12 protein-coding genes and 1 tRNA gene are annotated in these 13,970 nt (G+C 59.9%); 3 read left to right on the top strand and 10 right to left on the bottom strand.

Translation table 11 applies throughout. From position 1 onward, the window contains the following. Nucleotides 1-15: 15 nt before the first annotated feature. The 8 genes from RLW41_RS12800 to aceE form a co-directional block, all read right to left on the bottom strand. Nucleotides 16-666, bottom strand: a complete 651-nt coding sequence (locus RLW41_RS12800) for a phosphoribosylanthranilate isomerase (RefSeq protein ID WP_414461671.1) — start codon at nt 664-666, stop codon at nt 16-18. A gap of 177 nt (nt 667-843) precedes the next feature. Further along, complete coding sequence (locus RLW41_RS12795) at nt 844-1,194, bottom strand: lipopolysaccharide assembly protein LapA domain-containing protein (RefSeq protein ID WP_414461670.1); 351 nt, start codon at nt 1,192-1,194, stop codon at nt 844-846. A 44-nt stretch (nt 1,195-1,238) separates the two neighbouring features. Beyond that, a complete protein-coding gene (ihfB, locus tag RLW41_RS12790) occupies nt 1,239-1,529 on the bottom strand; it encodes an integration host factor subunit beta (protein ID WP_013946186.1) in 291 nt (96 codons plus the stop codon). Nucleotides 1,530-1,561: 32 nt separating this feature from the next. Beyond that, a complete protein-coding gene (gene sppA, locus RLW41_RS12785; RefSeq protein WP_414461669.1) occupies nt 1,562-2,395 on the bottom strand; it encodes a signal peptide peptidase SppA in 834 nt (277 codons plus the stop codon). Between the two features lie 332 nt (nt 2,396-2,727). Next, entirely contained in the window at nt 2,728-4,449 is a 1,722-nt protein-coding gene (gene rpsA / locus RLW41_RS12780) for a 30S ribosomal protein S1 (protein ID WP_409562084.1), read from the bottom strand. 284 nt (nt 4,450-4,733) lie between these two features. Next, a complete protein-coding gene (lpdA, locus tag RLW41_RS12775; RefSeq protein WP_414461668.1) occupies nt 4,734-6,485 on the bottom strand; it encodes a dihydrolipoyl dehydrogenase in 1,752 nt (583 codons plus the stop codon). Nucleotides 6,486-6,494: 9 nt separating this feature from the next. Further along, nucleotides 6,495-7,766, bottom strand: coding sequence for a 2-oxo acid dehydrogenase subunit E2 (locus RLW41_RS12770; protein WP_414461667.1), 1,272 nt, complete (start codon nt 7,764-7,766; stop codon nt 6,495-6,497). Between the two features lie 20 nt (nt 7,767-7,786). Beyond that, nucleotides 7,787-10,462, bottom strand: a complete 2,676-nt coding sequence (gene aceE, locus RLW41_RS12765; RefSeq protein ID WP_414461666.1) for a pyruvate dehydrogenase (acetyl-transferring), homodimeric type — start codon at nt 10,460-10,462, stop codon at nt 7,787-7,789. 221 nt (nt 10,463-10,683) lie between these two features. Between aceE and RLW41_RS12760 the strand changes: the two genes are divergently transcribed. Next, nucleotides 10,684-10,956: a PepSY domain-containing protein gene (locus tag RLW41_RS12760; RefSeq protein WP_414461665.1), complete on the top strand. Its 273-nt coding sequence runs from the start codon at nt 10,684-10,686 to the stop codon at nt 10,954-10,956. A gap of 35 nt (nt 10,957-10,991) precedes the next feature. On the opposite strand, the gene cmk is transcribed toward RLW41_RS12760, so the two are convergent. Next, nucleotides 10,992-11,627, bottom strand: coding sequence for a (d)CMP kinase (gene cmk / locus RLW41_RS12755; protein ID WP_409562079.1), 636 nt, complete (start codon nt 11,625-11,627; stop codon nt 10,992-10,994). After that, nucleotides 11,624-12,964: a 3-phosphoshikimate 1-carboxyvinyltransferase gene (gene aroA / locus RLW41_RS12750; RefSeq protein ID WP_414461664.1), complete on the bottom strand. Its 1,341-nt coding sequence runs from the start codon at nt 12,962-12,964 to the stop codon at nt 11,624-11,626. The genes cmk and aroA overlap by 4 nt, the downstream gene beginning before the upstream one ends. Nucleotides 12,965-13,200: 236 nt before the next feature. Between aroA and RLW41_RS12745 the strand changes: the two genes are divergently transcribed. Continuing rightward, a complete protein-coding gene (locus tag RLW41_RS12745) occupies nt 13,201-13,575 on the top strand; it encodes a TIGR02300 family protein (protein WP_013946176.1) in 375 nt (124 codons plus the stop codon). Nucleotides 13,576-13,665: 90 nt separating this feature from the next. Further along, nucleotides 13,666-13,741, top strand: a tRNA-Ala gene (locus RLW41_RS12740). The last annotated feature ends 229 nt before the right edge of the window (nt 13,742-13,970 follow it).

Genomic DNA, 13,970 nt, shown 5'->3' with positions numbered 1-13,970 from the left:
GGAGAGAAAGAATGTCTAGGTGTGCTTAGCGGTCTTCGCTGCCTGAAGAAAGCGGCGGATTCGCTCGGGGTCTTTGATGCCGGGCGCTATCTCAACGCCCGACGAAACATCGACCGCAACGGGGTGTGTCCGGGCGATGGCCGCCGCGACGTTGTCAGGGCTCAGGCCACCCGACAGCATGAACGGCAAATTATCTGAGATGCCATCAAGAGCCGCCCAATCAAACGTACGTCCGTTGCCGCCCGGCAGATCAGCGCCTGGAACGGCCTTGGCATCGAAAAGGATAAGGTCGGCGATGCCCGCGTACGCGTCGGCATTACGCACATCATCAGCCGTCGCGACGGAGATAGCCTTAATCACCGGACGTTCGAACAGCTTCTTGATTTCAGCAACCCGTTCCGGTGTTTCGCTGCCATGAAGCTGCAGCACATCGGGCAAAACTTCATCGACGATCTCGCGCAGCGCTTCGTCGGTGGCGTTGACCGTCAGCACGACGCTTTTCACGCGTCCCCGCGCCAAAGCCGCAAGCTCCTTGGCTCGATCGATTTCAAGATGACGCGGGCTTTTCTCGAAGAAAACAAATCCAACGTAATCGGCGCCGCCGGCAATGGCCGCGTCCAATGCTTCAGACGTCGAGATCCCGCAAATTTTTGCGCTAATGCTCATAAAGTTTCGTGAGTTAAGTCGCCGAGTTACTTATGAGACGCTGCTTTTGCCAGCGCTTCAATGCAATGAAAGTCCGCACCTTCGACCAGTCCGATCAGATATGCACTCTGGTGCAGTCCGTAAGTCGCAGCCGTTGCGCGATAAAACGTCGAGGACGCTCGAAGGCAGCGCGAAAAATCAGCGGCCGGAGATAGCCAACTGACCGCTTGCGGCAGGCGCCTCGGTTTCACGCTCGCGCGCAAGACGGTCGGCTTCAGCCTGCCATCGCGCGGCGCGACGGCCTTGCGAACGCGCGGTCTGACGCCATCGGCTCTGCCCCATCCACGTTGCGATACCGCCGAGAACGACACCCAAGACAAGCGCCGCCAGCAGATAAATATAGAAAGGCAGTTCAATCGAAAGCGCAGGTGTTTCCGGCCGGAACGGATCGAGGATCAGATCGACCGGCTGACGATTTGAAACCGCAATCGCGACCAGAATGATGCCGAGCGGAAAGCCGATAAGAAGCGACAGAATGCGCCTGAACATGACGGACCTCATTTCGGCTTTCGATCGGCGACTGAACTTTCCGCTCAGTGACCGTTGAGCTTATTGAGCCGATCCCGAAGCTCTTTACCGGTCTTAAAGAACGGGACGAACTTCTCGGCAACTGCGACTGTTGAACCAGTCCGCGGATTTCTTCCCTGCCGAGACGCCCGATGTTTCACGGTGAATGCGCCGAAACCACGAAGCTCGACGCGATCTCCTCGCGACAAAGCGTCAACGATCTCATCGAAAATGACATTCACGATGCGCTCGACATCACGATGATAAAGGTGAGGATTGGCAGTTGCGATCCTCTGCACCAGCTCCGATTTGATCACGTTTCGCTCCCCAGCTCGACGGCCATTTATCGTTATTTTTCAGAAGGGTGCCAAACTGAGAGAAGACCGTCAAGCCCGAGTGTTGAAATCGTCCGATCACGAAGCAAAAAATTTGTTGCGTCCGCCGCCGATGGCCCGAACAGCCACCCGGCGATGCCCGCGGACATACCTAGAATTCCGTAACTACCTGATTTTTCAGGCTTCCAGTCGGTAACCTTGGCGTTCTGGGGAACATTTTTCACGTCCTTCAGCCACTTCACGGCCTCATCCTCGCCGCCGATCTGGTCAACCAGCTTGGCCTGCAAGGCCTCCCGGCCGGAGAAGATTCGACCATCGAGCAGCCCCGGAATATCGGCCGCCTTCACGCCGCGACGGGTCTCGACCAAGCCCACGAACCACTTGAAGCCATCCGCGATCATGTCCTGGATGACCTTCTTGCTACCATCATCCAATGGTTCGAACGGCGAGGGCGACGCCTTCAGCGGACCGCTTTTCACTTCATTGACTTTAACGCCGATTTTATCGAGCAGCTGCACGAATTCCGGCCACTGCACGATGACACCGACAGACCCGGTGATCGAGTTGCCACGCGCCACGATATGGTCGGTGGCAATGCCGGCGATATAGGCCGCCGAGGCCGCCATGGTGCCGAATTCGGCCACAACCGGTTTCTTCTTGGCGAGCGCCCTGATCGCCTCGTAAAGCGCCTCACCACCCGTTGTCGTGCCGCCGGGGCTGTTGATGAAGATCAGCACGCCGGAAACGCTGTCGTTGTCGGCGATGTCCTTCAGCATTTGAAGCTGATCGCGATCTTCAGTGATCGTGCCGGTAATGGTCACCCGCGCAATCTGCTTCTCGCCCGCCAACGTTGCGAGTTTGTTGCCCCCCAGCGCCAAAGCGCCAAGCGCTACGGCGATCGCGGCAAGTCCCAGACCGCGCCAAATCGAGACCGAACGGCGAAGCCGGCGGCGGTCGAGAACAGTTTCCGTTTCAAGCATAGGGTAGCCTCTCCCTCGGCACACGAGCTGGGAGAACCGGGGGGCCACCAGCACGGGATGCATTCTGCGCGCGAACGTAGGCAAGGTTTGCCTCGCGGGCAACGGGGCACGCTGCGGCGTCTCGTACAAAAGTTAAGCGCGCAGCAGGGGTTGCCGCGCGCTTATTAATATTCCTTTCAAGACCGTTGCCGGCCTCGGCCTTATTCGTTCTCTTCGGCGCCTTCGCGCTTCTTGATCGCGGCCTTGAAGATGTCGCCCAGCGAAGCACCCGAGTCGGACGAGCCGTACTGCGCAACCGCCTGCTTCTCTTCAGCCAGCTCGAGAGCCTTGATCGAAACCGCGATCCGGCGGGCGGCCTTGTCGACCGACAGAACTGCCGCATCGACCTTATCGCCGACGTTGAAGCGCTCCGGACGCTGCTCGGAGCGGTCACGCGAGAGATCGCCGCGCTTGATGAACGACGTCAGCTCGCTGTCCGCAATGCGAACCTCAATGCCAGCCTCGCTGACCGATGTGACCGTGCCGGTCACGGCATCGCCCTTCTTGTACTTCGCCATCGCGTCGGCCGGATCGCCGGCGAGCTGCTTGATACCGAGAGAGATGCGCTCCTTCGAGCCATCAACGTCGAGAACGACGGCTTTGACGTTGTCGCCCTTCTTGTAGTCCTTGATGACTTCGTCGCCCGGCTTCTGCCAGTCGAGGTCGGACAGGTGGACCATGCCGTCGATGCCGTTATCGAGGCCGATGAACAGACCGAATTCCGTGATGTTGCGGATCGGACCTTCGACGACAGAACCCTTCGGGTGCTGCGTCAGGAACGAATCCCACGGATTTTCCTGCGTCTGCTTCAAGCCAAGCGAGATACGGCGCTTCTGCGGATCGACTTCGAGAACCTGCACTTCGACCTGCTGGCTCGTCGAAACGATCTTGCCCGGGTGCGTGTTCTTCTTCGTCCAGCTCATTTCCGAGACGTGAATCAGGCCTTCGACGCCCGGCTCCAGCTCAACGAACGCGCCGTAATCAGCGATGTTCGTGACGGTGCCCTTCACCTTCGCGCCGATCGGATACTTGCTCTCGATCGAAGACCACGGATCCGACTGCAGCTGCTTCATGCCGAGCGAAATACGCTGCGTTTCCGGATTGATGCGGATGATCTGCACCTTCACCGTATCGCCGACGTTGAGGATTTCGGACGGATGATTGACGCGGCGCCATGCCATATCGGTGACGTGCAGCAGGCCGTCGATGCCGCCAAGGTCGATGAACGCGCCGTAGTCGGTGATGTTCTTGACGAGGCCGTCGATGATCTGGCCTTCTGCCAGACGCGCGACGATCTCGGTGCGCTGCTCGGCACGGCTCTCTTCGAGAACCGAACGACGCGAAACGACGATGTTGCCACGACGGCGATCCATCTTCAGGATCTGGAAGGGCTGCTGCTGATGCATCAGAGGTCCGATATCGCGAACCGGACGAATATCGACTTGGCTGCCCGGAAGGAACGCGACGGCGCCGTCGAGATCGACGGTGAAACCGCCCTTGACCTTATTGAAGATGACGCCCGTGACCTTTTCGCCCTTTTCATAGAGGCGTTCGAGGCGCGTCCAGCTTTCTTCGCGGCGAGCCTTGTCGCGCGACAGAACCGCTTCACCGAGCGCATTCTCGACGCGCTCCAGGTAGACTTCGACGGTATCGCCGACTTTGAGGTCGCCGGGCTTTCCGCCGACGCCGAATTCCTTCATTGCAACGCGGCCTTCCATCTTCAGGCCAACGTCGATGATCGCCATGTCTTTTTCGATGCCGACGATCTTGCCCTTAACGACGGAGCCTTCGAACAGGTCGTCCTTGGCAAGGCTTTCAGCGAGGAGGGCGGCAAAATCCTCGCGCGAGGGGTTAAGTTCTTTGGTAGCGAGTTCAGCGGACATTAGGTCTCCTAGGTTGATGACGTAAGCTCGGCGCTGCGGCCAAGCGTGTTGCGTTGAATGGTTGAAAACGCCATTGATCCGAGCCGCGCGAACGCAATGCCCGGTTTATTGGCGCTGATATCTCTGGAATGATGTCACCGTGATGGGCCGCAGCCCTACCGGTCAGAATTCGGGGGCCCTATAGGGCGCCCAACCGGCTGATCTTCCTCATGACCATCCGACGGTGACGTCGAATGAGGGTGGATATAACGAACCGGCCTCGCAAACGCAAGGGTTGCAGGGCCTTAACTTTTCGGCCGCGGCGGCTTCGCTGGCATCAGGTCCGTGCAGACGCCTTCCGCCACCTCGGCGGCCATGCCGACCGATTCCGACAACGTCGGATGCGGATGGATTGTCCTGCCGATATCGACCGCGTCGGCCCCCATCTCGATTGCCAGGCAAATCTCGGAAATCAGGTTTCCGGCCTCCGTCCCGACGACGGCGCCGCCTATAATCCGTTCTGTTTTCTCGTCAAAAAGCAGCTTGGTGAAGCCTTCATCGCGGCCATTGGCGATGGCCCGGCCTGAAGCCGCCCACGGAAACACCGCTTTTTTGTAAGCAATCCCGCGCGCCTTGGCCTCGACCTCAGTCAGACCGGCCCAGGCAATCTCCGGGTCGGTATAGGCGACCGACGGGACCTGCCGCACATCGAAGAAATTTTTTTTACCGGCGGCATTCTCAGCCGCAACATGCCCCTGATGAACGGCCTTATGCGCCAGCATCGGCTCGTCTGCGATATCGCCGATGGCAAAGATATGCGGGACATTCGTGCGCATGTCCTTGTCGACCGGAATGAAGCCACGCTCGGAAACTGCCACGCCCGCGTTATCCGCCGCTATCATTTTCCCGTTCGGCTTGCGTCCGACGGCCACGAGCACGAGACCGTAACGCTGCGGCTCAGGCGGCGCATTCTCGCCCTCAAACGTCACGCAGATACCGTCGCGCTTCGCTTCCGCCGCGACGACTTTCGTCTTCAGCATCACCTTGTCGAAACGACGCGCATTGACCTTCTGCCAGGTGCTGACGAGATCGCGATCCGCGCCAGGCATCAAGCCATCGAGCAACTCGACGACATCGAGCCGCGCGCCGAGCGTCGAATAGACCGTCGCCATTTCGAGTCCGATGATGCCGCCACCGATAACAAGCATCTTGTCCGGAACCTGACGCAATTCGAGCGCGCCGGTGGAATCGACGATACGCGGATCGGACGGCATGAACGGCAACGCGACCGCCTCTGATCCTGCAGCGATGATCGCGTTCTCAAAGCGCACGGTCTCTTCATGTCCGTCGTCGAACCGCACCTTCAGATGGTGCGCACCCACGAATGTGCCCGTGCCCCGCAACGTCGTCACCTTACGCGCCTTCGCCATTGAAGCGAGGCCGCCGGTCAATTTACTGACGACCCCATCCTTGAAGGCTGCAAGCTTTTTCAAATCGACTTTCAGCGATCCGAACGAGATGCCGTGTTTCGCGAGCGCCGCAGCTTCGTCGATAACGAAAGCCGTGTGCAACAGCGCCTTCGACGGGATGCAGCCGACATTCAGGCAGACACCCCCGAGCATCGGCCAGCGATCGACAAGGATGGTCTTCGCTCCGAGGTCAGCCGCGCGGAACGCCGCAGAATAGCCACCCGGCCCAGCGCCGAGCACGAGCACCTCGCAGTTATGATCCGCATCGCCCGAATAATCTTTCGCAGCAGACGCGACGGGTGCGGCCTCTGTCTTCGTCGAAGCTTCCTGCTGCGATGGAGCCGTCGCCGCGCCCGACTCGAGGGTCAGGATCACGCTGCCTTCGCTCACTTTGTCGCCAACCTTGACAAGCAGATCGACGATCTTCCCGGCTTCCGGCGCCGGAACGTCGAACGACGCTTTATCGCTTTCGAGCGTAATGAGCGGATCTTCCGGCGCAACGCTTGCGCCAGCCTTCACGTGCACTTCGATGATGGGCACGTCCTTGAAGTCGCCGAGATCGGGAACGCGGATTTCTTTTTTGCTCATGTCGGCGGCCTATAGCACCAGCTGCCGCACATCTGCCAGCGCATCGCAGATCTTGCGCAGGAAGCGCGCAGCAAGCGCGCCGTCCACCACGCGATGATCGTAGGACAGGCACAGCGGCAGCATCAGCCGAGGCTGAAATGTCGAGCCGTCCCAAACCGGTTTCATCTGCGCACGCACCGCCCCGAGAATGGCGACTTCCGGCGCATTGACGATCGGCGTGAAGTTCGTGCCGCCGATGCCGCCGAGGCTCGAAATCGAGAACGTCGCGCCTTGAATATCCGCTGGCGTGATCTTGCCGTCGCGCATCCGCGCCGATACCGCCGTCAACTCTTGACTGAGTTCCAGGATGCCCTTGCGGTCGACATCCTTGATCACGGGCACGACTAGTCCATCCGGCGTGTCGACCGCGACGCCGATGTTGTAATAGCGCTTCAGGATCAGCGCATCCTTGCTCGGGGCGAGCGACGCGTTGACCTCGGGATATTCCTTCAATGCCGAGACGGAAGCTTTCAGCAGAAACGCCACGAGTGTCACGCGATAGCCCTTCGTCTTCGCCGTCGCGTCGAGTTCTTTGCGATAGGCTTCGAGATCGGTGATATCCGCATCGTCCGAATTGGTGACGTGCGGAACGTTGAGCCACGCGCGATGCAGATTTGGCCCAGTCAGCCGCTTCAAACGCGACATCGGCTTCGTCTCGACCGGCCCATACTTCGCAAAATCCTGCGGCGGGATTTCCGGAATGCCGGACATTGCCGCGCCCGATCCCGCTGGCGTTCCACTCCGCGCGATGAAAGCCTTTACATCCTCCTTAGTGATCCGCCCCTTGTTGCCAGTACCTTTCACTTTCGTCAGATCGACGTCGAGTTCGCGCGCGATGCGCCGCACGGATGGACTCGCAAAGACCGCATCGAAATCGGCAGGCGGCGGCAGTTCGCCTTCTTCGTCAGGCTCCGCGGGGAAAGAATTTTCCGCTGCCTTGGATTTCGGAGCGGCGTCCGCTTCGCGGCTTTTGCCGTTTGCGACCGGCTCTATCTTGCTCTCGCCCGCCGTGTCGAGCCGCAGAATGGCGCTGCCCTCGCTGACCTTGTCGCCGATCGTTACGAGAATTTCTGCGACCTTGCCTTTCGCAGGCGACGGCACATCCATCGACGCCTTGTCGCTTTCGAGCGTAATCAGCGGATCGTCGGCGTTGACCTCATCACCGGGCTTCACCTGAATCTCGATGATCGGCACATTTTCGAAGTCACCGATATTCGGAACTTTGACATCGACGAGCGGCATGAGAGCGAACCTGTGCGTTATCAGCTATGCGCGGGATTGGGCTTTTCGGGATCAATCCCGTATTTCGAGATGGCTTCCGCCACGTTGATCGACGGAATCTTGTTTTCATCAGCCAGCGCCTTCAGCGCCGCAATCGTCACAAAGTGACGATCGACCTCGAAGAAATACCGTAACGTGCGGCGATAGTCCGAGCGGCCAAAGCCGTCGGTTCCAAGCACCGAATATTTGTTCGGCACCGAAGGGCGGATTTGCTCCGCAAACATCTTGATGTAGTCGGTCGATGCAATCACCGGCCCTTCGCCGCGGCCTGAAACCATCTGCGTGACATAGGGCACGCGCGGCGTCTCTGTTGGGTGCAGCAGGTTCCAGCGCTCAACGTCGTGCGCTTCGCGCGCAAGCTCGGTGAAGCTCGTCACGCTCCAGATATCGGCTTCAACACCCCAATCGTCGCGCAACAAATCGGCGGCGGCGATGACTTCGCGCAGAATGGCGCCCGAGCCCATCAACTGCACCTTGTGGCCTTTGGCATTCTTCGCCCCCTCGCGAAAAAGATACATCCCCTTGATGATGCCGGCCTCAGCACCCTCCGGCATCGGCGGATGCTCGTAGTTCTCGTTCAGCAGCGTCAGATAGAAGAACACGTCCTCCTGATCCTGCAGCATGCGCTTGAGACCGCTTTGAATGATGACGGCGACCTCGTAGTTGAACGTCGGATCATAAGACACGCAGTTCGGCACCGTCGCCGACATGAGATGGCTATGCCCATCTTCATGCTGCAAACCTTCGCCGTTGAGCGTCGTCCGCCCCGACGTACCGCCGATCAGAAAGCCGCGCGAACGCTCGTCACCGGCCGCCCAGGCAAGATCGCCGACGCGCTGGAATCCGAACATCGAATAGAAAATATAGAACGGCATCATCGGCACGTTCGATGTCGCATAGCTCGTCGCGGCCGCGATCCACGACGCCATCGCACCGGCCTCGTTGATGCCTTCCTGCAGCATCTGACCGTGCTTGTCTTCCTTATAGAACATCAGCTGATCGGCATCTTGCGGCACGTAAAGCTGCCCGACCTGACTGAAAATGCCGAACTGCCGGAACATGCCCTCCATGCCGAACGTGCGGCTCTCATCGGGCACGATCGGCACGATGCGGCGACCCAGCGCCTTGTCGCGCATCAGCGCCGTCAGAATGCGGACGAACGCCATCGTCGTCGAAATCTCGCGGCCGTCCGAGCCTTTAAGTTGTGACTCGAATAACGACAACGGCGGTGCTTCGAGCGAGATCGACTTCCGCCGCCGTTGCGGCAGATACCCGCCGAGCTTGTCGCGCATCGCGTGCAGATAGTTGTCTTCCGGCGACCCTTTCGGCAGGCGGACGAACGGCAGCTTCTCCATCTCCGCGTCGCTTACCGGTATCTTGAAGCGATCGCGGAACTGACGCAGCGTATCGACGTCCATCTTCTTGGACGAGTGCGCGAGCATCGTGCCCTCGCCCGCCGCGCCCATGCCGTAACCTTTGACGGTTTTCGCCAGGGTGCACGTCGGTTGGTTTTTGTGCGCAACCGCTTCGGCATAAGCCGCATAGACTTTCGAGGGATCGTGACCGCCGCGTGTCAGCCGCCATATCTTATCATCCGACCAATCTTCGACGAGCGCCGCTGTCTCGGGATAGCGGCCGAAGAAGTGCTTGCGAATGAAAGCCCCATCGCGCGACTTGAAGACTTGGTATTCACCATCGACGCATTCTTCCATCAACTGGCGAAGCTTGCCCGTCGTGTCCTTCGCCAGAAGCTCGTCCCACTGCGAACCCCAAATAACCTTGATGACGTTCCATCCGGCACCGCGGAAATTCCGTTCGAGTTCCTGGATGATCTTGCCGTTACCACGCACCGGCCCGTCGAGACGCTGCAGGTTGCAATTGATGACGAAAATCAGGTTGTCGAGCTTCTCTCGGCCCGCCAGAGAAATCGCGCCGAGACTTTCCGGCTCGTCCATTTCGCCGTCGCCGCAAAACACCCAGACCTTCCGGTCCTCGGTGTCCGCGAGCCCGCGTGCATGCAGATATTTGAGAAAGCGCGCCTGATAGATTGCCATAAGCGGCCCGAGGCCCATGGAGACAGTCGGGAATTGCCAGAAATCCGGCATCAGCCATGGATGCGGATAAGATGACAGCCCGTGCCCGCCGACTTCCTGCCGGAAATTCAAAAGCTGATCTTCGGTAAGCCGCCCTTCCAGAAACGCTCGCGCATAAATGCCGGGCGAAGAGTGGCCTTGGATCAACACGAGATCGCCGCCGTGTTCCTCCGACGGCGCGTGCCAGAAATGATTGAAGCCGGTTTCATAGAGCGTCGCTGCCGACTGATAGCTGGCGATGTGCCCGCCAAGCTCGCTCGACTCTTTGTTTGAACGAAGCACCATCGCGGCGGCGTTCCATCGGATTGCCGCGGCAATCCGATGCTCAAGCTCGCGATCGCCCGGAAGCGGTGCCTCGTCGCGAACGGGGATAGTGTTGATGTACGCCGTGCTCGATGCAAACGGGATCGCTGCACCGCTTGCACGCGCCCGCTCGACCACTTCACCCAGAATATCGTCAGCCCGATCGGTGCCTTCATAGGCGATGACGGACGAGATCGACTCGCGCCAATCCTGGATTTCGGCGTCCTCGGCCTTCGAAGACTTTTGTTCCTCTTTGCCCATACCGTCCTTCGCTCGGAAACGCTTTCGTTGGCGACTTTGCCCGACTGTTTAACACAAACGCCCGACCGCCGTTTATGCCACTAAAGTGAATTGGTTATGCAGAACCTCGTTTGCGACCTCGCTCCGCGAAAATGTCCGGCATTGCACAGTGCGTCGCAACCTCACCTTAAGGAACTGCGTTGTGCTTTGATCTTCGATAACTCTGCATAGGAGCCGCGAAAATGAACGCTATGAAAACAATAGCACTCGCAATGGTTCTCGGAGTGGCCGGAAGCGCAGCCGCCTTTGCCGATAACGACGTCCCCGGCGCCGACTGGATGCCCAAGGAACACGTGACGAAGAAGCTGGAAGCCGCGGGATATTCAAATATCACCGGCCTTCACGCTGATGATGGCTATTGGGAAGGCAAGGGCGTCAAAAACGGTAAGATCACGGAGTTCCATGTCGATCCTCATTCCGGGGCGCTCTTAAAGGAAGAGATCGACCACGACTGAGGATTTCCGGATCGCGAAATGTGGGCCTCGGACGCTTAGAGACTGCCGAGCTTGGTCCTGATCAACGTCATCATGGCATCGAAAGCCTGATTAGCATCAAGCTCGGTCGTATCGAGGTGCATCGCGTCTCGCGCGGCAAGCATAGGCGCCGTGGAGCGCCCACGGTCGCGCGCATCGCGTTGCCGAATATCCGTCAGCAGATCATCATACGAAATGTTTTCGCCGCGCCCCTGATGCTCCAAAAAGCGCCGCTGCGCCCGCGCCTCGTCGGACGCCGTGACGAAAACCTTTACATGCGCTCCAGGACAAACGACCGTGCCAATATCCCGGCCGTCCAGCACGGCGCCCCCGTCCTGCCCAGCGAAGGCACGCTGATAATCGAGAAGCGCGGCGCGAACTTCCGGAATTTTCGCCACGATGGACGCCGCGTCGCCGGCCCTCGGCCCACGTAACGCCGGATCGTCGAGCGTTTCCGCTAAGATCGCACGCGCAGCAGCCTCCGCTGCAGCAATGTCATCAAGCGCTGCGCCATTTGCCAGCACGTCGCGCGCCACTGCCCGATAAAGCAATCCCGTATCAAGCCACGGCAGACTGAAATGCGCCGCAACACGCCTCGCAAGCGTACCTTTGCCCGATGCGGCCGGGCCGTCGATGGCGATGATCAGGGTCATCGCGCCACCTCGGCGTAACGCGCCCCTAGCGTTTCCATGATCGGCCGGAATTCCGGAAAGCTTGTCGCAATCATCGTCGCGTCATCGACAACAATGGGCGTCTTGCTAGCGAGGCTGGCCGTCAAAAACGCCATCGCGATGCGATGATCCAGATGCGTCGCGACGATGCCGCCGCCGTTGAGCCCGCCTCCGCCTTCAACTTTCAGCGTATCGCCATCGACATCCGCGCGCGCACCATTCGCGATGAGGCCCGCAGCTGTCGCCTGAAGGCGATCGCTTTCCTTGACCTTCAGTTCCGCCAAGCCGTCCATCCACGTCTGTCCTTCGGCAAACGCCGAGATCGCCGCCAGAACCGGGTATTCGTCGATCATCGACGGTGCCCGTTCGGCCGGGACATGTACCCCCTTCAGGCGTGAAAATCTGACGCGAATATCGGCAACCGGCTCGCCCCCTTCTTCGCGCGCATTCTCGAACGTGAGGTCGCCGCCCATCTCCTGCAGCGTGAGATAAAGACCCGTCCGCGTCGGATTGACGAGCACGCCTTCGATAGTGATATCGGACCCCGGCACGATCAGCGCTGCCGCCACGAGAAACGCAGCCGATGATGGGTCGCCGGGAACGATGATGTCTTTGCCGGCCAGCTCAGCATCACCATCGACCGTGATATACGTCTCTTCGCCCTTCGTTTCGTTCGTAACGGTCGCGCCGAAATGCCGAAGCATGCGCTCGGTATGATCGCGCGTCGGCTCACGCTCGATGACGGTCGTTTTCCCGGCTGCGTGCAGACCCGCGATCAAAACCGCGCTTTTCACCTGCGCCGACGGCACCGGCAGCCGATAGACGATCGGCATCAGCTCGCTCGTGCCGCGAAGCGTAAGCGGCAACGTCTCCTTGCCGGGCTCCATGATCTCCAAGCCCATCTCGACCAGCGGCCCTAGGACCCGCCGCATCGGCCGCCTCGAAAGCGAGGCATCGCCCGTCATCGTCACGGTGATAGGGTGCCCTGCGACGACTCCCATCATCAGACGCGTCCCGGTACCCGAGTTGCCGAAATCCAGCGGCCCGTCCGGCGTCCGCAGGCCACCCACGCCTCGCCCCTTCACGACCCAAAGATCGCCCTGCTTCTCAGCCGAAGCCCCTAGCGCCGCGACAGCCCGAGCCGTGTTGATGACGTCCTCGGCCTCCAAAAGTCCCTTGATCCGCGTTGTACCTGTCGCCAACGCCCCAAAAATGAGCGCGCGGTGCGAGATCGATTTGTCGCCCGGAACCCTGACCCGCCCTACGAGTGGGCCAGCCTTGAGCGCTGAGAGCGGTTTTGCTGGAGATTGCGCGTTCAATTGAGACGTTCCAAAGCGTTAGAATCCAAGGCCGGCGGGCAATTTTCCGGACAATTTCGCTCCGGATAGACACCGCGCCGCGACGCTCTGTCAACGGCACCGGGGCCGTCCGGTCAAGCGCTCGATCAGGGAAGACCTTGACGCATCCCCACTTCGTCCCACCTTTTCGTTTTGACAGGGGACGACGCCTATGGCAGACGGGCTCCCTTGAATTTCCGAGAACTGAGGCACGACGAATGGCGACCAAGCAAGAGCGCGGGACGAAGCGCACCTGTCAGAATTGCGACGAGCGCTTTTATGATCTGGGACACGACCCGATCATTTGCCCGTTTTGCGGCACGAAATACGTGATCGCATCGTCCCCGGCAGCGCTGGCGGCTCTGCAGGCCGAACAGCGTGATCTTGCCGCCAAGAAGGCCAAGAAACCCGTCAGCGATGACGACGGTGATTTGCCGGCAGTCGAGGGCGAAGAGGCTTTGGCGGACGTCGAAACGGATGACGCCGGCGGCGCTGACGATGACGAGACCTTCCTCGAGGAAGAGGAAGAAGAGGGCGGCGATGTGTCGAACATCATCGGCGGCCCGGCAGGCGAGGGCGACGAAGAGCCCTAATATTCCTGTCGAACGTCCTTGCAGTTTTTGCAAAGACGACTTATCAGGCGGGTCTTCGGCGGGAACCAGCCCCGCCGCTTGAAGTGGTTCGGGGCTATAGCTCAGCTGGGAGAGCGCTTGCATGGCATGCAAGAGGTCACCGGTTCGATCCCGGTTAGCTCCACCAATTTTTCACTCGCGCACAGCCGCCACGCCAACCCTGCGCGCAATTTGGCGCCCCTTGGGTTCCGGCTCGGCAAGCCCATAGGGCGAAGGCGGTCACGCCAAACTCGCGCAGCGACCGAGCCACTGCAATCAATAATCCCGTCATGGCCGCGCAGACGGCCATCCACGCAACGAGCCCTGCTGGCTCTTCACCACACATTTTATGTAGTCTTCGGCCAAACGGCGACTTG

The organism is Hyphomicrobium sp. DY-1 (genome assembly GCF_047497105.1).
Classification (GTDB): Bacteria; Pseudomonadota; Alphaproteobacteria; order Rhizobiales; family Hyphomicrobiaceae; genus Hyphomicrobium_B.
This window is presented reverse-complemented; position numbering and strand designations above follow the sequence as displayed.

Excerpts from the sequence above, each read along its gene's own strand:
- RLW41_RS12800 (WP_414461671.1), bottom strand. The coding sequence starts at position 666 with ATGAGCATTAGCGCAAAAATTTGCGGGATCTCGACGTCTGAAGCATTG.
- RLW41_RS12795 (WP_414461670.1), bottom strand. The coding sequence starts at position 1,194 with ATGTTCAGGCGCATTCTGTCGCTTCTTATCGGCTTTCCGCTCGGCATC.
- rpsA (WP_409562084.1), bottom strand. The coding sequence starts at position 4,449 with ATGTCCGCTGAACTCGCTACCAAAGAACTTAACCCCTCGCGCGAGGAT.
- lpdA (WP_414461668.1), bottom strand. The coding sequence starts at position 6,485 with ATGAGCAAAAAAGAAATCCGCGTTCCCGATCTCGGCGACTTCAAGGAC.
- RLW41_RS12770 (WP_414461667.1), bottom strand. The coding sequence starts at position 7,766 with ATGCCGCTCGTCGATGTCAAAGTTCCGAATATCGGTGACTTCGAAAAT.
- aceE (WP_414461666.1), bottom strand. The coding sequence starts at position 10,462 with ATGGGCAAAGAGGAACAAAAGTCTTCGAAGGCCGAGGACGCCGAAATC.
- RLW41_RS12760 (WP_414461665.1), top strand. The coding sequence starts at position 10,684 with ATGAACGCTATGAAAACAATAGCACTCGCAATGGTTCTCGGAGTGGCC.
- cmk (WP_409562079.1), bottom strand. The coding sequence starts at position 11,627 with ATGACCCTGATCATCGCCATCGACGGCCCGGCCGCATCGGGCAAAGGT.
- RLW41_RS12745 (WP_013946176.1), top strand. The coding sequence starts at position 13,201 with ATGGCGACCAAGCAAGAGCGCGGGACGAAGCGCACCTGTCAGAATTGC.